The organism is Sphingomonas melonis DAPP-PG 224 (genome assembly GCF_000379045.1).
GTDB classification, from domain to species: Bacteria; Pseudomonadota; Alphaproteobacteria; order Sphingomonadales; family Sphingomonadaceae; genus Sphingomonas; species Sphingomonas aquatilis.
Map to the genome: position 1 here is coordinate 3,296,620 of NZ_KB900605.1, position 24,500 is coordinate 3,321,119.

22 protein-coding genes and 2 tRNA genes are annotated in these 24,500 nt (G+C 67.1%); 12 read left to right on the top strand and 12 right to left on the bottom strand.

From position 1 onward, the window contains the following. The first annotated feature begins 8 nt into the window (after nucleotides 1–8). The 3 genes from SPHME3_RS0115980 (at nucleotide 9) to SPHME3_RS0115990 (ending at nucleotide 4,792) form a co-directional block, all read left to right on the top strand. The gene (locus SPHME3_RS0115980) at nucleotides 9–710 is read left to right on the top strand and encodes an aspartyl/asparaginyl beta-hydroxylase domain-containing protein (RefSeq protein WP_017978353.1); all 702 of its coding nucleotides are present in this window, start codon (nucleotides 9–11) and stop codon (nucleotides 708–710) included. Between the two features lie 268 nt (nucleotides 711–978). Beyond that, a complete protein-coding gene (gene katG / locus SPHME3_RS0115985) occupies nucleotides 979–3,207 on the top strand; it encodes a catalase/peroxidase HPI (RefSeq protein WP_017978352.1) in 2,229 nt (742 codons plus the stop codon). Nucleotides 3,208–3,466: 259 nt separating this feature from the next. Beyond that, nucleotides 3,467–4,792 (top strand): PQQ-dependent sugar dehydrogenase, encoded by a 1,326-nt coding sequence (locus tag SPHME3_RS0115990; protein WP_017978351.1) that lies wholly within the window; start codon nucleotides 3,467–3,469, stop codon nucleotides 4,790–4,792. 241 nt (nucleotides 4,793–5,033) lie between these two features. Here SPHME3_RS0115990 and SPHME3_RS0115995 read toward each other — a convergent pair whose 3' ends face one another. Next, nucleotides 5,034–5,396, bottom strand: a complete 363-nt coding sequence (locus tag SPHME3_RS0115995) for a heavy metal-binding domain-containing protein (protein ID WP_231291997.1) — start codon at nucleotides 5,394–5,396, stop codon at nucleotides 5,034–5,036. 213 nt (nucleotides 5,397–5,609) lie between these two features. On the opposite strand from SPHME3_RS0115995, the gene SPHME3_RS21720 reads away from it, so the two are divergent. Then, entirely contained in the window at nucleotides 5,610–6,236 is a 627-nt protein-coding gene (locus tag SPHME3_RS21720; protein ID WP_017978349.1) for a methyl-accepting chemotaxis protein, read from the top strand. Nucleotides 6,237–6,345: 109 nt separating this feature from the next. Here the strand turns inward: SPHME3_RS21720 and SPHME3_RS0116005 are convergent. Both SPHME3_RS0116005 and SPHME3_RS0116010 read right to left on the bottom strand, forming a co-directional pair. Then, nucleotides 6,346–6,421 (bottom strand) — tRNA-Ala (locus SPHME3_RS0116005). A 225-nt stretch (nucleotides 6,422–6,646) separates the two neighbouring features. After that, complete coding sequence (locus SPHME3_RS0116010; RefSeq protein ID WP_017978348.1) at nucleotides 6,647–6,967, bottom strand: TIGR02300 family protein; 321 nt, start codon at nucleotides 6,965–6,967, stop codon at nucleotides 6,647–6,649. A gap of 111 nt (nucleotides 6,968–7,078) precedes the next feature. On the opposite strand from SPHME3_RS0116010, the gene aroA reads away from it, so the two are divergent. Both aroA and cmk read left to right on the top strand, forming a co-directional pair. Further along, a complete protein-coding gene (aroA, locus tag SPHME3_RS0116015) occupies nucleotides 7,079–8,434 on the top strand; it encodes a 3-phosphoshikimate 1-carboxyvinyltransferase (protein ID WP_018251081.1) in 1,356 nt (451 codons plus the stop codon). Beyond that, the gene (gene cmk / locus SPHME3_RS0116020; RefSeq protein ID WP_017978346.1) at nucleotides 8,431–9,060 is read left to right on the top strand and encodes a (d)CMP kinase; all 630 of its coding nucleotides are present in this window, start codon (nucleotides 8,431–8,433) and stop codon (nucleotides 9,058–9,060) included. The genes aroA and cmk overlap by 4 nt, the downstream gene beginning before the upstream one ends. A gap of 27 nt (nucleotides 9,061–9,087) precedes the next feature. Here cmk and SPHME3_RS0116025 read toward each other — a convergent pair whose 3' ends face one another. Beyond that, complete coding sequence (locus SPHME3_RS0116025) at nucleotides 9,088–11,634, bottom strand: TonB-dependent receptor (RefSeq protein WP_017978345.1); 2,547 nt, start codon at nucleotides 11,632–11,634, stop codon at nucleotides 9,088–9,090. A 1,222-nt stretch (nucleotides 11,635–12,856) separates the two neighbouring features. On the opposite strand from SPHME3_RS0116025, the gene rpsA reads away from it, so the two are divergent. The 5 genes from rpsA (at nucleotide 12,857) to SPHME3_RS0116055 (ending at nucleotide 17,080) form a co-directional block, all read left to right on the top strand. Then, entirely contained in the window at nucleotides 12,857–14,575 is a 1,719-nt protein-coding gene (gene rpsA / locus SPHME3_RS0116035; RefSeq protein ID WP_020486448.1) for a 30S ribosomal protein S1, read from the top strand. 145 nt (nucleotides 14,576–14,720) lie between these two features. After that, nucleotides 14,721–14,999, top strand: coding sequence for an integration host factor subunit beta (locus SPHME3_RS0116040; RefSeq protein WP_024310504.1), 279 nt, complete (start codon nucleotides 14,721–14,723; stop codon nucleotides 14,997–14,999). A gap of 109 nt (nucleotides 15,000–15,108) precedes the next feature. Then, nucleotides 15,109–15,192: transfer RNA gene (locus SPHME3_RS0116045), tRNA-Leu, on the top strand. Continuing rightward, nucleotides 15,192–16,637, top strand: coding sequence for an ABC transporter substrate-binding protein (locus SPHME3_RS0116050; RefSeq protein WP_024310503.1), 1,446 nt, complete (start codon nucleotides 15,192–15,194; stop codon nucleotides 16,635–16,637). The genes SPHME3_RS0116045 and SPHME3_RS0116050 overlap by 1 nt, the downstream gene beginning before the upstream one ends. A 38-nt stretch (nucleotides 16,638–16,675) precedes the next feature. Continuing rightward, entirely contained in the window at nucleotides 16,676–17,080 is a 405-nt protein-coding gene (locus tag SPHME3_RS0116055) for a DUF4112 domain-containing protein (RefSeq protein ID WP_017978341.1), read from the top strand. 39 nt (nucleotides 17,081–17,119) lie between these two features. Here SPHME3_RS0116055 and SPHME3_RS0116060 read toward each other — a convergent pair whose 3' ends face one another. The 3 genes from SPHME3_RS0116060 to nadC all read right to left on the bottom strand — a co-directional run bounded on the left by SPHME3_RS0116060 (nucleotide 17,120) and on the right by nadC (nucleotide 19,190). Continuing rightward, nucleotides 17,120–17,833, bottom strand: a complete 714-nt coding sequence (locus SPHME3_RS0116060) for a ribonuclease T2 family protein (protein WP_018251082.1) — start codon at nucleotides 17,831–17,833, stop codon at nucleotides 17,120–17,122. Then, nucleotides 17,830–18,276, bottom strand: a complete 447-nt coding sequence (locus tag SPHME3_RS0116065) for a hypothetical protein (RefSeq protein WP_017978339.1) — start codon at nucleotides 18,274–18,276, stop codon at nucleotides 17,830–17,832. The genes SPHME3_RS0116060 and SPHME3_RS0116065 overlap by 4 nt, the downstream gene beginning before the upstream one ends. Before the next feature lie 68 nt (nucleotides 18,277–18,344). Next, complete coding sequence (gene nadC, locus SPHME3_RS0116070) at nucleotides 18,345–19,190, bottom strand: carboxylating nicotinate-nucleotide diphosphorylase (RefSeq protein WP_017978338.1); 846 nt, start codon at nucleotides 19,188–19,190, stop codon at nucleotides 18,345–18,347. A gap of 73 nt (nucleotides 19,191–19,263) precedes the next feature. Here nadC and SPHME3_RS21405 point away from each other — a divergent pair, with 73 nt between their 5' ends. Beyond that, entirely contained in the window at nucleotides 19,264–19,413 is a 150-nt protein-coding gene (locus tag SPHME3_RS21405; protein ID WP_017978337.1) for a hypothetical protein, read from the top strand. A 4-nt stretch (nucleotides 19,414–19,417) separates the two neighbouring features. Here SPHME3_RS21405 and nadA read toward each other — a convergent pair whose 3' ends face one another. The 5 genes from nadA to SPHME3_RS0116100 form a co-directional block, all read right to left on the bottom strand. Further along, a complete protein-coding gene (nadA, locus tag SPHME3_RS0116080; RefSeq protein ID WP_017978336.1) occupies nucleotides 19,418–20,431 on the bottom strand; it encodes a quinolinate synthase NadA in 1,014 nt (337 codons plus the stop codon). Between the two features lie 45 nt (nucleotides 20,432–20,476). Further along, a complete protein-coding gene (locus SPHME3_RS0116085; protein ID WP_018251083.1) occupies nucleotides 20,477–21,211 on the bottom strand; it encodes a DUF4230 domain-containing protein in 735 nt (244 codons plus the stop codon). Next, a complete protein-coding gene (locus SPHME3_RS0116090; RefSeq protein ID WP_017978334.1) occupies nucleotides 21,193–22,050 on the bottom strand; it encodes an MBL fold metallo-hydrolase in 858 nt (285 codons plus the stop codon). Before SPHME3_RS0116090 ends, SPHME3_RS0116085 begins: the two co-directional genes overlap by 19 nt. Nucleotides 22,051–22,149: 99 nt before the next feature. After that, entirely contained in the window at nucleotides 22,150–23,778 is a 1,629-nt protein-coding gene (locus tag SPHME3_RS0116095) for a M56 family metallopeptidase (RefSeq protein ID WP_017978333.1), read from the bottom strand. After that, the gene (locus tag SPHME3_RS0116100; protein WP_017978332.1) at nucleotides 23,775–24,143 is read right to left on the bottom strand and encodes a BlaI/MecI/CopY family transcriptional regulator; all 369 of its coding nucleotides are present in this window, start codon (nucleotides 24,141–24,143) and stop codon (nucleotides 23,775–23,777) included. Before SPHME3_RS0116100 ends, SPHME3_RS0116095 begins: the two co-directional genes overlap by 4 nt. Nucleotides 24,144–24,500: the final 357 nt, after the last annotated feature.

Genomic DNA, 24,500 nt, shown 5'->3' on the forward strand with positions numbered 1-24,500 from the left:
GCAGGGGCATGACGATCGCGACGACCAGGACGGCATCGGCAATGTGGCGGGATTCGGGCGCCCTCGCCCCGACTGCCCCGACGCAGCCACAGCCGCAGGGCCTGCTGCGTGGGCTCGACCTGCCTGCGGGCCTGCGCCGCCGGATCGATCGCGTGATCGCCGCCTCGTCGCTGGTCGCCACCGATCCGGTGCTCGACATGCGCCAGTTCGCCTGGACCGCCCTGCTGCGCGATCACTGGCGCACGATCCGCGACGAAGCGATGAGCGCGCTTTCCGCCGACACCGCCCCCGCCGACCGCACTGTGACGCTGTGGAGCCGCGACGGCGACACCCCCGCCCCCTGCCCGCAGACCCACCGCATCGTCTCGACCATCCCCGGCCTCGACAGCGCCGCGCTCGCCATCCTGCCGCCGGGCGCGCATCACGCGATCCGGCGCGGCGCCACCAAGGGGCTGATCACCTGCCACCTCGGCCTCGTCGTGCCGCGCGACGGCGACGTCCGCATGCGCGTCGGCGACCGCGTCGTCCGCTGGTCGGAGGGCGAGACGCTGGTGTTCGACGACACCTACGACCATGAGGTCTGGAACGAGGCGAGCGGCACCCGCATCGTCCTCCGCATCCGCTTCGACCGCCCACTGCGCAACCCCGGCAAATGGGTCGCCGACCGCGTGCGGCGCCTGCCGGGTCTGCGGGTGCCGGACGAGGCGTAACGGTCGATACTGCCGCCCCTACTCCCGTCACCCCGGACCTGATCCGGGGTCCTGCTTTATCCCGCAAGAAGAAGAAGCGGGACCCCGGCTCGAGGCCGGGGTGACGGGGTGACGATGGACGAGGGCCCCACTGATCGCCCCACCCGATCACAGCCTTCGCGATTAAGCGTTATCCCGATCAGACGGACTGCGATATCCCTTGGCAACAGCATCGCTGCGGCGGCGTTCATGCCCGCAGCGGACGTAGCGTTTTGAGGGAGAGCAGGACATGGACGCGATCACCGAAGGCAGCCCACTTAGCGACCCGAACAAGAAGCCCGCAGCGCTGCGCAGCCTGCTGGGCCGCACCTCGCGCGACTGGTGGCCCGAGGCGCTGTCGGTCGACATCCTTCACCAGAAGGGCGTCAGCGGCAATCCGATGGGCGACGACTTCGACTATCGCTCCGAATTCCTGACGCTCGATTACGACCAGCTGAAGCGCGATCTCACCGCGCTGATGACCGACAGCCAGCCCTGGTGGCCGGCCGATTACGGTCACTACGGTCCCTTCTTCATCCGCATGGCCTGGCATTCCGCCGGCACCTATCGCACCGGCGACGGCCGCGGCGGCTCGTCGGCAGGCCAACAGCGCTTCGCCCCGCTCAACTCCTGGCCCGATAACGGCAACCTCGACAAGGCGCGCCGCCTGCTGTGGCCGATCAAGCAAAAGTACGGCCGCAAGCTCAGCTGGGCGGACCTGTTCATCCTGGCGGGCAATGTCGCGATCGAATCGATGGGTGGCCCGACCTTCGGCTTCTCCGGCGGCCGCGAGGACGTCTTCGAGCCCGAGAAGGACGTCTACTGGGGCACCGAGGAGGAATGGCTCGGCCAGACCCGCATCGAGGAACAGGAGGGCCGCGCGCTCGAAAATCCGCTCGCCGCGATCCAGATGGGCCTCATCTACGTCAATCCGGAAGGCCCCGGCGGTTGCCCGATGCCCCAGGGTTCGGCACGCGACATGCGTGAAACGTTCGCCCGCATGGGCATGAACGACGAAGAGACCGTCGCGCTCACCGCCGGCGGCCACACGTTCGGCAAGGCCCATGGCGCGGGCGATCCTAAGCTCGTCGGCGTCGAGCCGGAAGGCGCCGACATCGCATCGCAGGGCCTCGGCTGGGCGTCGACGCACGAAAGCGGCATGGGCGATCACACGATCACCAGTGGCATCGAAGGCGCGTGGACGCCGACACCGACGACGTGGGACATGAGCTATTTCGACATGCTCTTCGACCATGAGTACGAGCTGACCAAAAGCCCCGCCGGTGCGCACCAGTGGCACCCCGTCGGCGATCCTGACGAGACGCTGGCGCCGGCCGCGCACACCGCGGGCAAGCGCGTGCCGACGATGATGACCACCGCCGATATGGCGTTGAAGGTCGACCCGTCCTACAATGCGATCTGCCAGAAATTCCGTGCGGACCCGGCCTATTTCGCCGACGTGTGGGCGCGCGCCTGGTACAAGCTGACGCACCGCGACATGGGCCCGAAGATCCGTCTGATCGGCCCGGAAGTGCCGCAGGAAGAGCTGATCTGGCAGGATCCGATCCCGGTCGCGGACTATCCGCAGATCGACGACGGCGACGTCGCCGACCTCAAGACCGCGATCGCCAATTCCGGCCTGTCGATTGCCGAGCTGGTCACAACCGCCTGGGCGTCGGCATCGACGTGGCGCGGGTCGGATCATCGCGGCGGCGCCAATGGTGGCCGCATCCGCTTGGCGCCCCAGAAGGACTGGGAGGTCAACAACCCCGAACAGCTCTCCAAGGTGCTCGGCGTCTATAAGGGCATCAAGGGCGACTTCGACGGCAAGGGCGACAAGAAGGTGTCGATCGCCGACCTGATCGTGCTCGGCGGTTCGGTGGGGATCGAGGCGGCGGCCAAGGCCGCGGGCCACGCGATCGCGGTGCCCTTCGCGCCCGGCCGCACCGACGCCAGCGCCGAACAGACCGACGCGGAAAGCTTCGACGTGCTGGAGCCGAAGGCCGACGCCTTCCGCAACTATCTGCAGGTCAAGTATAATGTGCCTACCGAGGAGCTGATGATCGATCGGGCGCAATTGCTCGGCCTGTCGGCGCCCGAGATGGCGGTTCTGGTTGCGGGCCTCCGCGTCCTCGGCACCAACCATCCCAAGGCGGGCCAGCACGGCGTCTTCACCGACCGGCCGGGTCAGCTGACCAACGACTTCTTCGTGAACCTGCTCGACATGGGCACCGCGTGGAAGCAGGTCAGCGATGACAGCGACGAGGAGTTCGTCGGCACCGATCGCCACACGCACGAACAGAAGTGGACCGCCTCGCGCACCGACCTGGTGTTCGGCTCCAATTCGCAGCTGCGCGCGATCGCCGAAGTCTATGCCTGCGCCGATGCGGCCCCGATGTTCGCCGATCACTTCGTGAAGGCGTGGACCAAGGTGATGAACGCCGACCGCTACGACCTGCTGGTCGGTTCGCCGGCCTGAGACATACGGTTCGTCCCGGCCACCAGGAAGGAGCGACCCTTCCGGCCGGGATGACGGACCGCCGGTGCGATCCCCTCTCGCACCGGCGGTCTTTTTTCGTAGGTGTCTGAGATTTAGGCACGTCCTCGCCCCGTTCGTGCTGAGCCTGTCGAAGCACGGTGGCCGCGGGCGACCGCCGCGCGTGCAGGAACACGCCCTTCGACAGGCAACGCGCCGCAGCCCCCTTCCCCGCCAGCCCCACTCCTCTTATCGTAGTGCCATGCTGAAGCACGTCCTGCGCGTCGCCGCGCTCATCGCCGTCATCGCCGTGGCGGTCGTCGTCTATCTCGCCTGGCCGGATACGGCGAAGCTGTCGGTCGATCAGGTCGCCGGCAAGCGCCCCGCCATCACCGAACCGCGCGACCAGACGCTGCCCACCGTCAAGGTCGCCGATGTCGTCGGCTGGCAGGGCAACGAAACGCCCACCCCCGCCGCGGGCCTGACGGTGAAGGCGTTCGCGCGCGGCCTCGATCATCCGCGCTGGCTGTATCGCCTGCCCAACGGCGACGTGCTGGTCGCCGAAACCAATTCGCCGCCCCGCGAAGGCGGCGGGGTCGAAGCCTGGGTCATGGGCCGCCTGCTCAACAAGGCGGGCGCGGGCGTGCCCTCTGCCAATCGCATCACGCTGCTGCGCGATGCGAACGGCGATGGCGTTGCCGAGGAACGCCATGTCTTCATGACCGGGTTGAACTCGCCGACCGGCATGGCCCTGCTCAATGGCCAGCTCTACATCGCCAACACCGACGCGCTCGTCCGTGTGCCTTATACCGACGGCGCGACGCAGATCACCGCCAAGCCCGAGCTGGTCGTCAAGCTGAACGGCGGCGGCAACCATTGGGCGCGTACGCTGATCGCGGCGCCGGACGGCAAGACGCTGTTCGTTGGCGTCGGTTCGGCCTCGAACATCGCCGAAAAGGGGCTGGAGGCGGAGAAATTCCGCGCCAACATCCTTCAGGTCTATCCCGACCAGAAGACGTTCCGCATCTACGCCAGCGGCCTGCGCAACCCGCAGGGCATGGCGATCAGCCCCTACAATCAGCAGCTGTGGACCGTCGTCAACGAACGCGACATGCTCGGCTCCGACCTCGCGCCCGATTATTTGACGCAGGTCGAGCTCGGCGACCAGTTCGGCTGGCCGTGGTTCTATTGGGGCGGCTATCCCGACAATCGCGTCGAGCCGCAGCGCCCGGACCTGCAGCAATATTCGAAGCGCCCCGATTACGCGCTCGGGCCGCACGTCGCCGCGCTCGGCCTCGCCTTCGCCAACGGCATGAAGCTCGGCGACCGCTATGCGCAGGGCGCGCTGATCGGCGAGCATGGCTCGTGGAACCGCAAGCCGGTGTCGGGCTATAAGGTCGTCTTCGTGCCCTTCGCAGCGCGCGGCTTCCCCGCCGATGGCGTCAAGCCACAGGACGTGCTGACCGGCTTCCTCAACGCCGACGGCAAGGCCCGCGGCCGCCCGGTCGGCCTGGAATCGGATCGCACCGGCGCGCTGCTGGTCGCCGACGACGTTGGCAACACGATCTGGCGCGTCGCGGCGAAGTAAGGCTCGCTCACCCCAAATCCCCCGTCACCCCGGACTCGTTCCGGGGTCCACTCGTCAGCACGGGGACGGCCAGAGGCTCCAGCCGCACCATGCCAGCCTCATCCGCCCTTACGCACGCAGCGAACCAATCCAGGGCGGCCTGGCCCGGCCCTGGATGGCTTCGCTACGCTCGCAATGACGAGACCGGTTCAACCCGCGAGTATCCCTGCCGGACAAACACCGCGTCGAACCGCGCGCGCCCCTATTTCGCCACGTCGGTAAACTTCACCGCCGTACCCGTGGCATTCGTCTTGCCCCAGCTGATCGCCGTCACGTGCGCCTCGCCATATTTGGCGTTGATGACTGCATCAGCGCCCATCTTCTTCGCCCGCTCCCACAGCTCGCGATAGATTTTCGCTTCGGACGACGCCTTGCTGAATACCGTCGCCTTGCGCACCCCGGCCTTCACCTCGCCGATCACCTGATAGGGCCGATCCGTGATGTCGCCGGCAAAGACGGGCACCCCCGCCTCCGGATTGACGAGCGGCGCCTTCGCCTCCTGCGCAGCGGCGCCCCCGGCACACCCCAACAGCGCAGCGCACAGCGCCATACGGACAAACGTCATGGAAACCCCTCCTGCTTCACCGCACGCCTGATCCGCGCGGCCACCCGAATGTGCTCAAGGTCGCGCCGCGAATCCAGCGCCACCGAATCGCCCCGATGCGCGTCGCCGCCGCCGAAGATCGTCCTCGCGATACCGCTCCCAACGGCCTACAGATCGGACGATATGGCTTCGCTCGATTCCGTCCCTGCCCATCCGTCTCAACCGGCCTCCAGCGTGACGCCCACCGGCGATGCCGCGAAGCAGCTCGCCACCGTAATGGCGCATATGCGCCATGGCATGGTCGTGTACGGCGCTGACGAGCGTATCCGCCTCATCAACCCTCAGGTCAGCGCGATCTTCGGTCTGGAGCCGGCCAATCTGCCCGTCGGCACGATGCTGGGCGACTATCTTGCGCAGATCGGCCGGGCCGTCGGCTGGTCGACCGATCGCGTCGCCCGCGTCCTCGACAACCACCGTATCTGGCTCGCGCAGGGCGAGCGCCAGACGCTGGACCACCATTTCGACGATGGGCAGGTTTTCGAAATCATCTTCACGCCCGGATGTGGGGGCGGCGCGGTGCTGACCTACGTCGACGTCACCTACGAACGCTCGATGCAACGCGTCGTCGACGAGCGCGCAGCCCTGACGCGCCGCGCACACGCCATGCTGGCCACGGTGACGAAGATCGCCGCCGACACCCGCGTCCTCGCCTTCAATGCCCGGATCGAAGCCGCCCGTCTCGGCGACCATGGCCGCGGCTTTGCCGTCCTGGCCGATGAAGTGCGCGAATTGTCGCGCCAGACGTCCGCCGTCCTGCTCGAAATCGCCCAGATCAACGAAGCCTCGCTCAACCTCGCTTAGGCTCAGGCAAGGACGCGACAGCCCACGTCCTGCTACGATCGTAACAGTCGCTCGGGGCGCAAGACTATCGGGACAATTTGATTAGGCTTGTCAGCCTCTTCGGAACGGATGGTGGAGCCGAGGGGGATCGAACCCCTGACCTCTGCAATGCCATTGCAGCGCTCTCCCAGCTGAGCTACGGCCCCATCGTTCCGGGAGGCGCCCCACTAACCGGGGCGCCCTGGCATGGCAAGCGCCGATTTGCGCCTGCCATGCACTTATCCACAATTATGTTTGAAATTCGCTGAAGGGCGAATTTGCGGCGGTTCCGGCCCGCTCCCCCTCCCGGCCACCCATCAAGGATACTTTGTGGGTGGCCGGGAAGGTTAGCGGGCCGGAACCGCGAAACGCGCCTCCGCGCGTTTCAAAACTTAGTGATCGTCGTCTTCGGTCGGCGCTTCCACGCCCAGATCGTCGTCGCCGCCGAGGTCCACCTCGTCGTCGGCCGAGGGTTCTTCCTCCTCGCCCAGCGCTTCCAGATCCTCGTCCTCACCCTCGAGATCGCTGTCCGCTTCCTTCGAATCGGGCTTGATCTGCTCGAACGGCAGCGGCTGCTTGGACTTCAGGATCGGCTCCGGGTTCCACGTCGTGCCGCAGTTGATGCAGGTGACGGGATCGTCCTTTTCGAGGTCGTAGAAGCGCGTCGCGCATTTCGGGCACGTACGCTTCGTGCCCCACTCCGGCTTGACCATGCCGTCTGATACCTTTCGGAAATGGGTTTCGCGAGCCAAAGGTCGCCCTTGGCCCGAGGTGGAGCGCGCCTTGCCATAGCGCAAGGGGACTGTCAAAGCCCGCGGCCAGCCATGTCGAACGCCTCCCCTCCCCGCCCGCTCTCCATCGCCGCCGCAGGGCCCCTGCGCGGCACCGTCACCGTGCCCGGCGACAAGTCGATCAGCCACCGCTCGCTGATGTTCTCCAGCCTCGCGGTCGGCGAAAGCCGCATCCGGGGCCTGCTGGAGGGCGAGGATGTGCTCGCCACCGCCGCCGCGATGCGCGCGATGGGCGCGCGGATCGATCGCAGCGACGACGGCATCTGGACCGTCCATGGCGTCGGCGTCGGCGGGCTGCTCCAGCCGCAGACCGCGCTCGACATGGGCAATTCGGGCACGTCGACCCGGCTGCTGATGGGCCTGGTCGCCAGCCATCCGATCACCGCGACCTTCGTCGGCGACGCCAGCCTGTCGAAGCGACCGATGGGGCGCGTCACCGAACCGCTAGCGCAGATGGGGGCGAGCTTCACGACCAGCCCGGGGGATCGCCTGCCACTGACGATGCGGGGCGCCTGCCCCGCGGTGCCGATCACCTATACGCTGCCCGTCGCCTCGGCGCAGGTGAAGTCGGCGGTGCTGCTCGCCGGGCTCAACACCCCCGGCATCACCCGCGTCATCGAACCCGTGCCGACGCGCGACCATAGCGAGCGCATGCTGCGCGGCTTCGGCGCGGAGCTGACGGTCGAGGACACGCCCGAGGGCAGGCTGATCGCGATCCATGGCGAGGCAGAACTAAAGCCGCAGGACATCACCGTCCCCGGCGATCCCTCATCCGCCGGCTTCTGGATGGTCGCCGCGTCGATCGTGCCGGGATCGGACGTGACGATCCGCAACGTGCTGATGAACCCGACGCGTACCGGCCTGCTCACCGCACTGCGGCTGATGGGCGCGTCGATCGACGAGGTCGACGGCCGCGAGATCGGCGGCGAGCGCGTCGCCGACCTGCGCGTCCGCCACGCAAGCCTGTCGGCGATCGAAGTCCCCGCCGATCTCGCCCCCAGCATGATCGACGAATATCCCATCCTGTTCGTCGCCGCCGCCTTCGCGCGCGGCACGACGGTCGCCCGCGGCGCGCACGAATTGCGCGTCAAGGAATCGGATCGCATCGCCGCCATGGCCGCCGCGCTCGGCCTCGCCGGCGTTAGCGTCACCGAGCACGAGGATGGCCTGTCGATCGAGGGCCGCGACGGCGAGCCCCTGCCCGGCACCGGCGCCGACCGCGTCGCCTCGCTGCTCGACCACCGCATCGCGATGAGCATGGCGGTCGCCGGCATGCACAGCACCCGCCCCGTCCGCATCGACGACGCCGCGCCGATCGCGACCAGCTACCCGGCTTTCGTCGACACCGCCAAGCGCCTCGGTGCCGCCCCGCAATGGCTCAACGCATGATCATCGCCGTCGACGGACCCGCTGCGAGCGGCAAGGGCACGATCGCCAAGGCGCTCGCCCGCCATTACGGCCTGCCCCATCTCGATACCGGCCTGCTCTACCGCGCGGTCGCGCTGACCGTGCAGCGGATGGAGCTGGACCCGGCGATCGAGGCCGATGCCGTCGCCGCCTGCAACTTCGATGAGGCCCTGCTCGACGACCCCGCGCTGCGGCAGGACGCGATCGGCCAGCTCGCCTCGATCGTGTCGGCCCACCCCTTGGTCCGCGCGGCGCTGCTCCAGCGCCAGAAGCGCTTCGCCCGCCAGGCCGGTGGCGCGGTGCTCGACGGCCGCGACATCGGCACCGTCATCGCCCCCGACGCCGACGCGAAGCTGTTCGTGAAGGCAACCCCCCAAGTCCGCGCCCAACGCCGCCACCGCGAACTGCAGAGCCACGGCAGCGACGTGTCCTTCGACAAGGTCCTCGCCGACATCCGCGCCCGCGACGCCCGCGACAGCGCCCGCTCCACCGCCCCGCTGACGATGGCCGCCGACGCTGCCTTGCTGGATACGAGCGCGCTCACCATCGAGGCGAGCGTGGCCAAGGCAATCGCACTGGTGGAGGCGCGGCGGGCCGGCCGGGCATAACGCCCCGCCGATCCGCCGCACGCCCGCTCAGAACTCGAAGTGCAGGCTGGCGACGACCGTGCGCCCGTTGCCGAAATTGACCCAGCCGCCATCCCGGATTCGCGCCGCCGTCCCGACATTGCTGTAATAGCGCGTGTCGAGCAGGTTGGTGACGTTGATCTGCAAGTAGGTCTTGGGCAGGCCGGCCCAATCCAGCTTCGCCTGCGCATCCAGGTCGACCAGCGTGTACCCCGCCGAAATGGCGTCATTCTCGTCGGTGATGAAGCGATCGCCGACGTGCTTGGCCGACGCCCCCATCACGACGTACGGCAGCGTCACCTGCGCGCGGCCGCCATATTGCCAGTTCGGCGTATCGACCAGCGACTTGCCCTTGGTGGCGATCAGCACCGCGCCCGTCGCGGCGTTCAGGATATTCTCCTTCAGCTCGGCCTTCAGATACGATCCGAAGCCGTACAGCGACAGCCAGCGCGTCGGGTTGACGATCACCGTCGCATCGATCCCCTTGCTGTCGACCCGGCCGACGTTGCGACTGGCACTGATCGTGCCGCCACCGTCCAGCGGCACCGTCGTGCTGACGATTCGGTTGTCGTAGCGGATGTACCAGCCGCCCAGCTGCGCCTGCACGATACCGCGCGAATAACGCAGGCCCGCATCGTAGGAGTCCGTGCGCTCGGGCACCGCCTCCTGATCCTTCAGCGAGATGACCTTGTCGTCATAGGCGTAAATGTCCGTGGTCGGCGCCGAGAAGCCGCGGTTGTAGCTTGCGTACAGGCTCGTCGTCGGCGTCATCTGCCAGACTAGGCCGGCATTGGGCAGGACGGCGTGATATTCGCGGATGCGCCCCACGTACGGCGCGCCGAACGTCGCGCCGCGGCTGTCCGCCGCGACCTGCTGCGCGCTCTGCGAGGTGCAATAGGCCTCGTTGCTGCTGCCCGGAATCGTGTAGCAGGCGTTGCTCATGTTGCGGCGGAAGAAGGCCGCGCGCAGGCCCAGCGTGATCGACAGATCGTCCGAGAAGGGGCGGCCGCGATATTCGCCCGACAGCTGGTGCAGGATCGAATAGGTCAGCCGGTTACGCTTGTTCAGCACGTTGCCCGCCGCATCGCGCACCGCGACCGACCCGTCGCGTCCGCCGAAATCGGCGGTCGGATAGCCGTTAACGCCCAGATACGCCGCCTCGCCCGTCTGCGCGGTCCGTGCGCGATCCCAGGTATAGGCGAGCCGCAGCAGGTTGGCGGGATCGATATCGTACCGCAGGCCCGCGATCGCGATCAGCCGGTGCGTCTGCGTGTTGGAGGGGTAGAAGACGCGGACATAGTCGAGCATGTCGCCATCGCCGTTCAGGTCGCGCCCGGCCGCGATCCCTGCACCGATGCGGCCGATCTGGTTGCGCGACACCCCGCGCGCGCCGGCGTTGGCGTCGCTCTCGGCGAACACGGTCGAGCCGCCGCCATTGGCCATCGTGTAGCTATAGCCGCCGTCCAGCGTGAAGGTCAGCCGGTCGGACAGCGTGAACAGGCTGTTGAAGCGCGCATTGCCGGTATCGACCGGGTTGATCCCGACCTGACGCGTGTTCGTGCACAGCGACCGGTCGTCCTGCACCGTGCCCTTGCCGGGCGTCGCGGAGGCGAGCGTGCAGTCCGGCGTGTTGGTAAACGTCGTCGCCGCGCCCAGCACGCGGTCATATTGCGCGCGGGTCAGGTCGACGCGCAATGGCGTCGCGGTGGTCGCGGTGGAGATCGGCAGCACGCCGCCCAGGATCGTGTTGACCGTGGCGACCGACGGCCCGCCAAAGCCCATGTTGCGATGCTGGTAGAAGAAGCCGGCCAGCGACAGGAAATCCTTTCCCGACCCCAGCGGCTGATAGAGGCGCGCATTGTACTGGCTCTTGCGCACGATCGAATAGGGATAGAGCGCGTAGCTCTGGTGGCTTGCCGAAACCCAGGCCCGCGTACCGCTGGCGTTAAGGTCGCCGGTATTGATCAGGCCGAACAGGCGGTTCATGTTGCCGCGGCCGTGCGAATAGACCGCGGTTGCGCTCATCTGTTCGGTCGGCATGATCGTGCGATAGTTGACCGTACCGCCGGAGGCGCTGGCGGTGGGCGTATCGACGTCGGTCGACCCGAAGCTGACGTTGACCGTCTGCACCAGTTCGGGATCGATCTGCTGGCTCGAATAGATGGCGTAATTGCCGGCATCGTTCAGCGGCAGACCGTCGAAGCTGAAGGCGATGCGCGACGCATCGAACCCCCGGATACGGATGCTGCCGCCGTTGCCGCCATAGGGATCGCCCGCGACGTAATTGACGCCCGGCACCATGTTGATCGCATTGAAGATCGACTGCCCCGGAACGGTATGTTCGATATAGTCCCGCGTCACGATCGCGCGCGCCTTGGGCGCATCGACGATCTCGATCCCCGTGGTCGGCAGCTTCTTGCCCGACACGATGATGTCCTCGCCCGCCTTGTCCTCGGCGGCGATCGTTCCGGCCGTTTGCGCCAGCACCAGTTGCGGTGCGACAAGCATCAGGCACGCGCCACCGACCCCGGCGACGCGGATGAATTTGGATGTCATGATGTTCCCCAGACGACCTTATTGGCCTGCTGGGTCCATTATGGACTGTTTGCGACGGGACAGTTACACAGGCGCAAATTGGCGGCGATCATACGACATCCGCGACCGCGACGCCCGCGACACCGCCCGGCTGACGATGGCCGCCGACGCTACCTTGCTGGATACGAGCACGCCTACCGTCGAGGCGAGCGTGGCGAAGGCGATCACATGGTCGAGACGCGGGTTGCGGCAAAATTAGTCAAGAAAGCCCGAAGTCTTAAAGCAGCCTTGCTAAGGAACAGACGAACCACTGATAATCAGTATCGAGTCAACGCATAGCAGCTTCACGCGTGCCGCGATTCAGACAGGGGCACAAGCCGACGCTTACATACCATAGCAATCAGCCTGTGCGCTCCATTCAATCTTGGGTGTTCGGACAGTTAGTATAAAAATATTCGTAGAATTCGTCGTAATACTCCTGAGTCCCTGGCTGTGCGTGCAATCGAGCCCAGCGCAGAGCCTCATTGTAGCACTGAGTTGTGGTAGGGTAAGGAGGCGATGGCTCGTTCTCGCTCTGCGCATTTGCGCTTGAGCCCATCAGAAGCGCCAGTGGCATGCCAAGCAGTAGGATACGACGCATGTTGCAATCCTCGTTTGACGTTTATTTGTCACGACACCGTCCGAGTCGGACGGAGGCAGCATCTTCCTTTATAGTCATTTGATCAAGAAGTTTAGCACACCTGATAATTCGCAATGGATCAGATTACTGGGTCAATCCGGCAATCATTTTAAAAGCCTGGATATTCGTTCCAACCATCCTCACTCTGTCCTACACACCCCGTTTCTGCTACAACCTCCCCATGACCCGCCCGCCCCTCGCCCCGCCGCTCCCGGCCGGGCGCTACGGCCCCCTGGTTTCCGACGATTACGTACCGTCCACTTCGTCCACTTCCGCAGCCCCTCGCGCCCCCGAACGGCGATTCGCGGCCACCCCGCCGCGCCTTGCCAAAAGCCCGCATTTCCCCTATGGCGCGCCGGTCCGGCGAGCAGGTGTTCGGCGGGGGACGGCGCGACCGCTTGGCGGACCGCGCCCTTTTCGCATTCAGCGCATCGCATTCCTCCCGCTGCACGCCCGCCCGATGGATGCCGCGACCGGCATGGGGTCGCCGCGGCGTTTTCAGCCAAGACCAGCGGACCCAACCGCTTGGCCGGAAACAGAATAACTCGAGGACACTCTAACCCTATGGCTACCCAGCCCCAACCCACCCGCGACGATTTCGCCGCGATGCTCGATGACATGTTCGGCGGTGCCGACAGCTTCGAGGGCCGTGTCGTTCACGGCACCGTCACCGCGATCGAAAACGACATGGCCGTCATCGACGTCGGTCTGAAGTCGGAAGGCCGCGTGCCGCTGCGCGAATTCGCCGCACCCGGCCAGAAGGCCGATCTGAAGGTCGGTGACGAAGTCGAAGTCTATGTCGACCGCGTCGAGAACATGCATGGCGAAGCGATGCTCAGCCGCGACCGCGCGCGCCGCGAAGCCGCCTGGGACAAGCTGGAGCTGGAATTCAGCAAGACCGCTCGTGTCGAGGGCGTGATCTTCGGCCGCGTCAAGGGCGGCTTCACCGTCGACCTGTCGGGCGCCGTCGCGTTCCTGCCGGGTTCGCAGGTCGATATCCGTCCGGTGCGTGACGTCACGCCGCTGATGGACATCCCGCAGCCGTTCCAGATCCTGAAGATGGACCGCAAGCGCGGCAACATCGTCGTGTCGCGTCGCGCCGTTCTGGAAGAAACCCGCGCCGAGCAGCGTTCGGGCCTGATCCAGAGCCTGGCGGAAGGCCAGATCATCGACGGCGTCGTCAAAAACATCACCGATTACGGTGCGTTCGTCGACCTGGGCGGCATCGACGGCCTGCTGCACGTCACCGACCTCAGCTACAAGCGCGTCAACCACCCGTCGGAAATGATCGCGATCGGCGACACCGTGAAGGTGCAGATCATCCGCATCAACAAGGACACGCAGCGCATCAGCCTCGGCATGAAGCAGCTCGAGTCCGATCCGTGGGATGGCGCGAGCGCGAAGTATCCGGTCGGCGCCAAGCTGTCGGGCCGCGTCACGAACATCACCGAATATGGTGCGTTCGTCGAGCTGGAGCCGGGCATCGAAGGCTTGGTCCACGTTTCGGAAATGTCCTGGACCAAGAAGAACGTCCATCCGGGCAAGATCGTCTCGACCTCGCAGGAAGTCGATGTCGTGGTGCTCGAGGTCGACGAGGACAAGCGTCGCATCAGCCTCGGCCTCAAGCAGGCGCAGAACAATCCGTGGGAAGCGTTCGCCGCCGCCCATCCGATCGGTTCGACCGTCGAGGGCGAAGTCAAGAACGCCACCGAGTTCGGCCTGTTCATCGGCCTGGACAACGACGTCGACGGCATGGTTCACATGTCGGACATCGCCTGGGGCGTGTCGGGTGAGGATGCCCTCAACCTGCACCGCAAGGGCGAGACCGTTCAGGCGATCGTTCTGGACATCGACGCCGAGAAGGAGCGCATCAGCCTCGGCATGAAGCAGCTCGAGCGCGGCGGCCCGGCGGCCGGCGGCATCGCGGCAGCGGGCGACCGTCTGAACAAGAACGCGATCGTCACCGTCACCGTCCTCGAAGTCCGCGATGCGGGCCTCGAAGTGCAGCAGGGCGACGATGGCGCGACCGGCTTCATCAAGCGCACCGATCTCGGCCGCGACCGTGACGAACAGCGTCCGGAGCGTTTCCAGGTCGGCCAGAAGTTCGACGCGATGGTCACCGGCTTCGATCGTTCGAAGAAGCCGACCTTCTCGATCAAGGCGATGCAGATCGCCGAAGAGAAGCAGGCGGTTGCTCAGTACGGCTCGTCCGACTCGGGCGCGACGCTCGGCAACATTCTGGGCGAGGCGCTGAAGGCCCGCTCGGACGCCGAAAAGAAGTAAGCAACACTTACCCATGTGTCAGGTCGGGGCAGAAATGTCCTGACCTGACATATTTTTCCTTGGATCGGCTTCGTTGCGGCCCTATACGTCGTGGGCATTGATCTTCATCAATCTCCGCAACCTGGCGCCGGGGGGAGCCCGTACCGTGATCCGATCTGAACTCGTTCAAAAACTCTGCGATCTCAACCCCGAGCTGACGAGCCACGACGTCGAGGCGATCGTGAGCACTTTCTTCGATGAGATCACGCTGCGTCTTGCCGCGAACGGCCGCGTCGAACTGCGCGGCTTCGGCGCCTTTTCGACCCGCGCCCGCGATGCCCGCGTCGGTCGCAACCCGCGCACCGGCGAAACCGTCGATGTCGACGCCAAGCGCGTCCCCTATTTCAAGCCCGGCAAGGAAATGCGCGCCCGTCTGAACGTGTGACGTGACGCACCGCGTCGTCGCCCGGCGGACTATCTTTGCCCAGCACGGCGATGAAATGCCGGTCGTGACTTGACGCCCGCACCCACGTGCGCTTGTCGTGCCCCTGTGTGCGGACGTGGCGAAACCGGTAGACGCAGCCGACTTAAAATCGGCTTCCTATGGAGTGCGGGTTCGAGTCCCGCCGTCCGCACCATGGCTTTTGCGCTGGCGTTGACCGCGACGCTCGGCGGTTGCGACCGGCGCCCTGATTCGGGGCCGGTCGTCGCCAGTGCGATCGGCACCGCACCGCGGCTTGCCGATCCCAGCCGCACGTTGCCCAATACGCCGACCCGGCTGCTGCTCGACGCGACGGCAGAGGGGCTGGTGCGGTTCGACGCCAGCGGCCAGATCGAACCGGGGCTCGCCGAACGCTGGATCGTCATCGATCAGGGCACAAGCTACATCTTCCGCCTCCGCGACGCCCAGTGGCCCGATGGCAGCGCGGTCACCGCCGACCAAGTCGTCGCGCAGCTGCGGCGCCAGATCGCCCCCGGCTCGCGCAACCCCCTCGCCCCGTTCCTGACGGCGATCGACGAGATCGTCACGATGACGCCGCAGGTCATCGAAGTGCGGCTGCTGCGCCCCCGCCCCGATCTGCTCAAACTGTTCGCCCAGCCCGAACTCGCGCTGTGGCGCAGCGGCGGGATCGGCAATGCGGGCGGCGCGGGACCGATGCGGATCGTCAGCGCCGCCCATCGCAGCCTGCTGCTCCGCCCGGCATTCGACCGGACGCGTGCCGATCCCGAGGATCACCGCACGACCCGCCCCGAAGACGACGTGCGGCTGATCGGCGAACGGGCGGCACGCGCCATCGTCCGCTTCGTCGCCCGCGATTCGGATTACGTCACCGGCGGCACCTTCGCCGACTGGCCGCTGCTGAGCCTCGCACAGGTCGCGCCCGCCAATCTCCGCCTCGATCCCGCCGTCGGCCTGTTCGGCTTCGCGATCGCCTCACGCGAGGGCTTCCTCGCCGATCCGGGCAATCGCGCCGCGCTGAACGGCGCGATCGATCGCGCCGCAGTGACCGCGGCAGTGATGCCGGGCTGGGAGACGGCCGAGCGCATCCTGCCAGAGTCGCTCGACTCCGGTGCGCCACCCGCCATCCCCGGCTGGGCGCTGCTGTCGCCCGAGCAGCGGATCGCGGACGCTCAGGCGCGGGTCGCCGCGTTTGGTGCGCCTGTGCGGATGCGGATTGCCCTGCCGCCGGGGCCCGGCGCGACGCTACTTTATGGTCAGATGGCCGCGGCGCTCTATGCGATCGGGATCACGCCGGAACGTGTCGCGATGACCGCCCCCGCCGAATTGCGCCTCGTCGATCAGGTCGCGCCCTATGACAGCGCGCGCTGGTATCTCGCCACCGCGTGCGCGCCGTGCGGGGACGAGGCCCGTGCGGCACTGATCGCCGCCCGCGATGCACCGACGATGGCCGATCGCGCCCGGCTGATCGGGCTGGCCGATGCCGCGCTGGCGGTCGACACCGCCTTCATCCCGATCGCGCGGCCGCTGCGCTGGTCGCTGGTCGCGCTGCGGCTGAGGCAGTGGCGCCCGAACACGCGCGCCTGGCACCCGTTGAACCGGCTGCGCGACGACACCAATTAAGCGACATGGCACAGACCACGCCCCGCCGGCCCCGTCCCATGGACATGCGTCCGCTGATCGCAACCTTGCCGACCGGGCGCGACGCCGCCTCGGTCCGCATCCGTCTAGAGGCGATGGAACGCGTGATGGAGGGGCTGTTCACGCTGCCCGGCACCAATCGCAAGGTGGGCATGGACGTGTTGCTCGACCTCGTGCCCGTCGTCGGGACGACGATCGCGGCGCTGATCGGGTCGTGGCTGGTCTGGGAAGCGCGCAACCTCGGCATGTCGAAGCTGCAGATGGCGCGGATGTTCGGCAATGTCGGGATCGACTGGGCGCTGGGCCTCATCCCCTTCGTCGGCGCGGTGCCCGACTTCTTCTTCCGATCGAACACGCGCAACCTGCGGATCATCCGCAAGCATCTGGACCGTCATCACCCGGCGACGGCGACGATCATCGGCTGACCGCCGGGCCGGTGCATACCGGCCCGGACGGCAACGGGATCATCGCATGCCGCGCCAGATCTTCACGCTGGCGTTGGGTGCTAGTCCGCCCTGATGCGCCGGACAGCGCTGGTAACGGAACGTCTTGTCGAGGCAGAGCCAGATTTCGTCCAGCCAGCCGCGGCGGTTCGCGGTGATCCGCATCATGTCGGCGGTGAGGCCCGGATTGGCATCCGCCACCGCCTGCGCCAGCTTGCCCGCAGTCATCGGACGGCGCGACAGCGCGTTCATGTCGGGATAGCGCAGCTTCGCGTACAGGCCGGTGGACTGCGCGAAATAGCGCTCCGGCGTATAGCCCGACATGCAGGTGCCGTGCTTCGACCATTCGTGCTGCAACAGCTGCGCCGACGGCGTCGAGCAGATGTTCTGCTGGATCACCTCTCGCGACAGCAGCGGCGTCGCCTGGCAATATTGCGGCCAGTCCTTGCCCACGCCATCCGGCCACAGGCCGTGCAGCGTGAAGCCGAAGCGATTGCCGCTGCCGCACTGGAAGCGGGCCGAGGCGTCGCGCGCATGCTCGTGGCAGAATTGCGGGGCCCAGGTGATCGCCAGCGTATAGCCGCCGATCGGCAGCAGCCGCTGCGGCTGGCGGGCGTCGGCCAGATCGGGGCGTGGCCGATCGATCTGGGTCGGGGCCGAGCAGCGATAGCTTTGCGCCTGCGCCGCGGCCGGCACCGCGATCGCCGTGGCGGCGAGCAGAAGTCGGCCGATCATACGCGCGGCGCCTCGATATCGTCGGGGTCGCGCCCCTCGCCCAGCCATTCCTTGGCGTCCGGCTTGAACAGCATCACTGCGGCGGCGATGTAGAGGATGTTGGCCACGAGCCCGAGCACGACCTGGATGGTGACCGGCACACGCCCCATCGCCAGCATGAACAGCGCCGAGGCTATGCCGAACGCGCCGAGAGCAGCGAAGACGACCTGGATCCACTTGGCGACGACGCTGGGCCGGCGGACGATGAAGAACCAGAGCAGCACGGCGATAATCAGGCCGATCACTTGCGTTACCGGCACGATCCAGCTGGCGCCGGCGAGGACCGGATTGGCAGCAATCAACGCCTGCGAGGTCTTCCAGTTGAGGGCGGTGTTGATCAGGCCGAGGATGACCGAGGCCCAGTAGAATTGTTCGAAACGCGCGATCGACGGTGGTTTGATCATGGGTGCCCCCAAGCAGAACAGATGCGCGGCAGCCTAGCCGCGCAGCGGCGTCGTGCAAGCCGCCACGATCACAGCAGCGCGAAATCCAGCCCGATATCCGCCGCCGGCGCCGACTGGGTCAGCCGCCCCACCGAAATATAGGTCACGCCCGTTTCGGCGATGGCGCGGATCGTGTCGAGACGGACGCCGCCCGACGCCTCGGTCGGTACGCGGCCGCCGATCATCGCCACCGCCTGTCGCAGCGTATCGGGCCCCATATTGTCGAGCAGCAGATGCGTCGCACCCCCGTCCAGCGCAGGCGCGATCTGGTCGAGCGAATCGACCTCGACGATGATCCGCTCGATCCCCGCGCCAACCGCGCGCTGGACCGCCGCGGCGATGCCGCCCGCGACCGCAACGTGATTGTCCTTGATCATCGCCGCATCCCATAGACCCATGCGATGGTTCTGCGCCCCGCCGACGCGCGTGGCGTATTTTTCGAGCCGGCGCAGCCCCGGGATCGTCTTGCGCGTATCGAGCAGGGTCGCGCCCGTACCCGCGATCGCATCGACGTACTGACGGGTCAGCGTGGCGATGCCGGACAGATGCTGCACGGTGTTGAGCGCCGAACGTTCGGCGGTCAGCATCGCACGCGCCGACCCCTCGATCCGCATCAGGTCTGTGCCGGCCGGCACATAATCACCATCAGCCGCGAGCGGCGTGATCACCGCCTGCGGATCGAGCGCTTGAAAAAAGCCCTCCGCCAGGCCCAGCCCCGCGACCACGATCGCCTCGCGCGTGTCCATCACGCCGGCGAAGCGCGCCTCTGCCGGGATCACCGCTGCAGAGGTGATATCGCCCGCTTCCCCCAGGTCCTCCGCCAGGGTGGCGGCGATAAAGGCGTCGGTATCGAAGCCGTCCAGACGGAAGCGCATGGCTGGATCATCCTATTGAGACGCCGGAAGGGAAAAAGCGGCTATCAAGTGTCACGGGAACGGGAGGGGATATATGACCGACGGTGCTGACGAGGCCGAATTGCGCCGGTTGCTCGCGGCTGCTTTGGCCTTGGCCGATACGCTAGAGCTGACGATGGTGGCGATCCACCTCGGTGCCGCGCACGATCTTCTGGGCGCGTCGACCCCGACATCCTCGCGCTGACGCGTCAGTCCCCCGTGACGGGAACCGGCGCCACCGGTGCCGGCCCCAGATCGCCCTTGCCCACGCTGGTCGAGGCGAGCGCCAGCATGGCATCCAGGCTCTTCTTCGCCTTGATCCGGAGCCCTTCCTCGATTTCGATGCGCGGCGTGAGGTCGCGCAGGGCGATGTACAGCTTTTCCAGCGTGTTGAGCGCCATGTACGGGCAGATGTTGCAGTTGCAATTGCCGTCCGCACCCGGCGCACCGATGAAGCGCTTGGTCGGCATCGCCTTTTCCATCTGGTGAATGATGTGCGGCTCGGTCGCGACGATCAGCGTGTCGCCGGGCATCGCATTGGCATATTCCAGGATGCCGCGCGTCGAACCGACATAATCGGCGTGATCCAGGATCACCGCGGGGCATTCGGGGTGTGCCGCGACGGGGGCGCCGGGGTATTGCGCCTTGAGCTTCAGCAGCTCGGTTTCGCTGAATGCCTCATGCACGATGCACACGCCGGGCCAGAGCAATAGCTCGCGCCCGGTCTTGCGCTGGAGGTAGCCGCCGAGATTGCGGTCGGGGCCGAAGATGATCTTCTGATCGCGCGGCAATTGCGCGAGGATCGTCTCCGCGGACGAGGAGGTGACGATGATGTCGCTGAGCGCCTTCACCTCGGTCGAGCAGTTGATGTACGTCAGCGCGATGTGATCGGGATGCGCGGCGCGGAAGGCGGCGAATTGCTCGGGCGGGCAGCTGTCTTCCAGGCTGCACCCGGCATCCATGTCGGGCAGCACGACCGTCTTGTCGGGGCTGAGGATCTTCGCGGTTTCGGCCATGAAGCGCACGCCGCAAAAGGCGATGACGTCGGCATCGGTGGCCTGCGCCTTGCGGCTCAGATCCAGGCTGTCACCGACGAAATCGGCCAGGTCCTGCAATTCGGGCTTTTGATAGTAATGCGCGAGGATGACGGCGTTGCGCTCCTTGCGGAGGCGGTCGATCTCGGCGCGCAGGTCCAGCCCTGCCAGATTGGTCGTCAGTTCCATGACACCCCCGTTAGGCGATACCCACGCCGGGCTCAACGCCGGGCCTCACTCTGCGTTGCCAAGAACTTCCTGCAACGAACGGCTGGTATCCCAACGCTCGCCCGATGGCGTCGGGTCATCGGCAAAGCGCACCTTCACCTGCGCGTCGATCCCGGCAGCGCGCAACGGCATGGCGAAGCTGGTCTCCACCGCCCGGCGCGTCGCATCGCGAGCGAGCTTCATCGGTGCGGCGTCGCGCGCCTGCCGCACCAGTTCGGCCTGCCCGGCCCGCCGGTTGGCCGTATCGAGCCGCGCCTCGGCATCGGTGACGTGCGACAGGATGCCGCCGCTGCCATATTCGCGCAGCTGCGCCAGATCGATCTGCGGCCCGTCAATCTCCACCGGCGGCAGGCGTACCGACAGTGTCTTGGTGCCAGCGTCCCAAATGACGTCGGAGGGCGTCAGCTTGGCGAGGTCCACTTCGTAGCGGACGGTGCCTGGCATGATCAGCGTCTTCTCGGTCGACAGGCCAAGCTGCGACTGGCGCGAGGTAGAGACGGCGACGAAGCGCGCCGCAAAGGCCGACAGCCGGTTCTGTTCGCGCAATCCCTGCAGGCTGGCGCTGGCGACCGTGGTGGGATCGGGCGCGAGCCGCCGTTCGACATAGCGCTGGATCGCCCACAGGCCGAGCAGCACCGCGAGCGCCAGCAGGACGATGACGCCCGCGGCCTTGCCCAGGAACGATCCGATCGATCCGCGGGCCGGCGGCGTTGCGGGATCGATCACGCGCGGATCCGCCATGTGTCTCCTTCCTCCTCCACCAGTGCGCGATGGCGCAGGTCGTACAGATGCGCGAGCACCGATCGCTCCGCCGCGCCGAGCAGCCGCGGGTCGAGCCCGACGTACATGCGCGCAGTCATCGCCGGGATGGCCATCGGGGCTTCGCGGAGCAGGCGCAGGATCTGCCCCTCGCGCTGCTTGCGATGGCCGAGCATGCCGCGCACCAGCCGCTGTGGATTGTCCACCGCCTCGCCATGGCCCGGATAATAGACGCGATCGTCGCGGCCCATCAGCTTGTCGAGGCTCGCCATATAGTCGCCCATGTCGCCATCGGGCGGCGAGACGACGCTAGTCGCCCAGCCCATTACATGGTCGCCCGAAAACAACGCGCCGCTTTCGGGCAGCGCATAGGCCAGATGGTTGGAGGTGTGGCCGGGCGTCGCGATGGCGCGCAATGTCCAGCCATCGCCGCTGACGGTATCGCCCTCCTCCAGCACGCGATCCGGCGCGTAATCGGCGTCGAAGGCGGCATCCAAAGGCAGGGCATCGTCCGCGACGTGGTGCGCGCGCGGGCCGACAATCGGCGCGCCGGTGGTGGCGGCGAGCGGTCGGCTGGCGGGGCTGTGATCGCGATGGTGATGCGTGATGACGATCGCCGTCACGGGCCGGCCGGCGATGACGTCCAGCAGGGCGGCGATATGCGCGGGATCGTCGGGGCCCGGATCGATGATCGCAAGATCGGTGGTGCCGACGACGTGCGTCTGCGTGCCGCTATACGTGTAGGGCGAGGCGTTGGGCGCGAGCACGCGCGTGACGAGCGGCTCGAGCTGGATCGGGATTCCGGTCGGATGCGCGGGCATTGTCCATGGATGTGGCGTGCGGTGGCCCTGGGCGCAAGCAAAACCTCCCCACGCGGGACCGTGCGCGGGGAGGTTCGAGGCCGGTATCGGATCGGGACGTCAGTCCTTACCGATACCCGCCATCTCGTTGCGCAGCTCGACCAGCGCGTCGTCGATATCCTTCAGGGCGGAGGCGCGATCGGCGGGCGGGATGCTGGCGTTATTGGCGATGCTGGCGCGCGTCACCATGACGCTCGACAGCGCCGTTTGCAGCGCGTCGCGCTTCACGACCGCGGCATGGGCGGATGCCATCGCACCCGCTGTGGCCGCCGCCTCGATCCGGTTGGTGCAGACGATCATCGCCCGCTTGCCGGCGCGCGTCGTGTGGACCACCAGCTGGCGCGGGCCGCCGTCGCGGCCATCGGCGCAATTGCGCGAGCTGACCTCGGGCGCGCGGCTGCGGGCATCCGCGGCCATGCGCTCGATCGCGGCATCGTCGAAATGGCCATCGGCGTTCGACGTGAACGTGGCGACCTTGCCATCCTGCATCGTGTTGATGACGATGCGACGAGCCTTTGCAGGCGCGGCGGGGACCGGCGGTGCGGCAGGCGCGTCGGGCGCCTCGAGAGCCTGAGGAGGCGCAGGCACGGCCGCGATCGCCGCCACGTCGGGCGCGGTAGCGGGTGCCGGGTGCGCGGGAGCGACGGGAGGGGCCGGCGGCGCCGGCGGCTGCGCTTGCAGATCGACGCCGATCGTATCGCCCACCTTGCCGCTGATCGCCTTGGCAGCGCTGGTGCCCGAGGCGGTGAGACCAAGGCCGGTAAGGACGACGGCGGACATCAGTACGCCCCCGGTCGCGAGACGCCGACGCGAACGCGGCATGGTGGTCAGCATACGGATTCTCCCTTTCAGATCGTCGATGGTGTGCAGGTGGCAGGCGGCGGACACGGCCCCGCCGTGCGCCGCCTTCACGATGGCGCAGGCATAGGCGTGACGGTCGATGGCGGACCGACCCGCGAGCACGCGGGCGTCGTTGGCCAGCTCCTGATCGGCGCGGAAGGCGCGGAAGGCGCGCCAGGCGACGGGATTGAACCAGTGGAGCGCGAGCACCGCCAGGGCGATCCAATTGGCGATCAGATCGCCACGCTGGTGGTGGCCGATTTCGTGCTCCAGCGCGAGTTCGCGCTCGTCGGCATCGTAACGATCGGCGAAGTCGAGCGGGAAGGCGACGTAGCGGCGGAGCACGCCGAAGGCGAGCGGCCCGGGCGCCGCATCACTGGCGATCACGCGCACGCCGCGCATCTCCTCCACGTGCGCGGCGGTGCCGAGCAGACGACGGCAGAAGCGCGTATGGCTGGTGAGATGCCACAGCAGGAAGCCGAGCGCGCCCACGCCCCATAGCAGCGCCAGCGATCCACCGACGATCGGGCCCCAGGCGATCGGCGCACCGTCGGCCAGTGGTGCGACGGCGGGCGCGACCGCGGTGGCGCCCTGCCCCACGACCATGATCGTGATCGTCTCGCTCGCTTGGCTGAGCGGGGTGGCTGCGGCCTGCCGCAGGCCGGCCGGCAAAGGCGGCAGCAGCAGGCGTAGCAGTGGCAAGGCCCACAGCGCATAGGCGATCTGCGGCCCGAATGCCTCGCGGACCGGACAGCGGATCAGCAGCGCCAGACCCATCAATAGCGTGGAGGCGACCAGCGCCTCGATCAGCCAGCCGAGGAACGGCGCGCCGGGCAGCAGCGCGCTCATTGTTTCAGGTCCTTCAGCAGCGCCTCGATCTCGGCGATATCCTGCGCGCTCAACTCGTCACGCTCGGCGAGGTGGGCGACGAGCGGGGTCAGCTTGCCGCCGAAGAGACGGTCGATCAGCCGCTTCGATTCGCCGGACACGTAATCGTCGCGCGCAACGATCGGGCGGTAGAGATACCGGCGGCCATCCTCCTGATGCGCAATCGCGGATTTGGCGAGCAGCCGGCCGAGCAATGTCTTGACCGTATTGGCGCTCCAGCCCCGCGCCGGATCGACCCGCTCCGCCACGTCCTGCGCGGTGAGCGGCGATTCGTCCCACAGAACCTCCATCACCGCATGCTCGGCATCGCTGATTCGTTCGGCCACGGTTACGCTCCTCTATCGACTACAGCTGTGATCGCTCCGATTACGAACGTAGTCAATAGGGGATGTGGAGGTTCCAAACGGCGAGCGGCGACGGCGTGTGGCCGTTGTCGAAGAATTTTACAGCTGCACCCGTAAGCGTCGTGGCGTTAACCAACCGGGGGCAGCCATTTTCGTCGGTTGGCGCAATTGGCACGCCGGATGCTTATGCCAGGACAGCCGAGCGTTCGACGCTTCAGCAGGGTGGGCCAGACGCGGGATCGTATCACGCACCGGCCCACCCGCACCCGGCCGACATGGCCATGCGAGGCCGATCCTCGCTTACCGGACCGCTAGACCGCGAGCCAGCCAAGCGCGCAA

Excerpts from the sequence above, each read along its gene's own strand:
- SPHME3_RS0115980 (WP_017978353.1), top strand. The coding sequence starts at position 9 with ATGACGATCGCGACGACCAGGACGGCATCGGCAATGTGGCGGGATTCG.
- katG (WP_017978352.1), top strand. The coding sequence starts at position 979 with ATGGACGCGATCACCGAAGGCAGCCCACTTAGCGACCCGAACAAGAAG.
- SPHME3_RS0115990 (WP_017978351.1), top strand. The coding sequence starts at position 3,467 with ATGCTGAAGCACGTCCTGCGCGTCGCCGCGCTCATCGCCGTCATCGCC.
- SPHME3_RS0115995 (WP_231291997.1), bottom strand. The coding sequence starts at position 5,396 with ATGACGTTTGTCCGTATGGCGCTGTGCGCTGCGCTGTTGGGGTGTGCC.
- SPHME3_RS0116010 (WP_017978348.1), bottom strand. The coding sequence starts at position 6,967 with ATGGTCAAGCCGGAGTGGGGCACGAAGCGTACGTGCCCGAAATGCGCG.
- aroA (WP_018251081.1), top strand. The coding sequence starts at position 7,079 with ATGTCGAACGCCTCCCCTCCCCGCCCGCTCTCCATCGCCGCCGCAGGG.
- cmk (WP_017978346.1), top strand. The coding sequence starts at position 8,431 with ATGATCATCGCCGTCGACGGACCCGCTGCGAGCGGCAAGGGCACGATC.
- SPHME3_RS0116025 (WP_017978345.1), bottom strand. The coding sequence starts at position 11,634 with ATGACATCCAAATTCATCCGCGTCGCCGGGGTCGGTGGCGCGTGCCTG.
- rpsA (WP_020486448.1), top strand. The coding sequence starts at position 12,857 with ATGGCTACCCAGCCCCAACCCACCCGCGACGATTTCGCCGCGATGCTC.
- SPHME3_RS0116050 (WP_024310503.1), top strand. The coding sequence starts at position 15,192 with ATGGCTTTTGCGCTGGCGTTGACCGCGACGCTCGGCGGTTGCGACCGG.
- SPHME3_RS0116055 (WP_017978341.1), top strand. The coding sequence starts at position 16,676 with ATGGACATGCGTCCGCTGATCGCAACCTTGCCGACCGGGCGCGACGCC.
- SPHME3_RS0116060 (WP_018251082.1), bottom strand. The coding sequence starts at position 17,833 with ATGATCGGCCGACTTCTGCTCGCCGCCACGGCGATCGCGGTGCCGGCC.
- SPHME3_RS0116065 (WP_017978339.1), bottom strand. The coding sequence starts at position 18,276 with ATGATCAAACCACCGTCGATCGCGCGTTTCGAACAATTCTACTGGGCC.
- nadC (WP_017978338.1), bottom strand. The coding sequence starts at position 19,190 with ATGCGCTTCCGTCTGGACGGCTTCGATACCGACGCCTTTATCGCCGCC.
- SPHME3_RS21405 (WP_017978337.1), top strand. The coding sequence starts at position 19,264 with ATGACCGACGGTGCTGACGAGGCCGAATTGCGCCGGTTGCTCGCGGCT.
- nadA (WP_017978336.1), bottom strand. The coding sequence starts at position 20,431 with ATGGAACTGACGACCAATCTGGCAGGGCTGGACCTGCGCGCCGAGATC.
- SPHME3_RS0116085 (WP_018251083.1), bottom strand. The coding sequence starts at position 21,211 with ATGGCGGATCCGCGCGTGATCGATCCCGCAACGCCGCCGGCCCGCGGA.
- SPHME3_RS0116090 (WP_017978334.1), bottom strand. The coding sequence starts at position 22,050 with ATGCCCGCGCATCCGACCGGAATCCCGATCCAGCTCGAGCCGCTCGTC.
- SPHME3_RS0116095 (WP_017978333.1), bottom strand. The coding sequence starts at position 23,778 with ATGAGCGCGCTGCTGCCCGGCGCGCCGTTCCTCGGCTGGCTGATCGAG.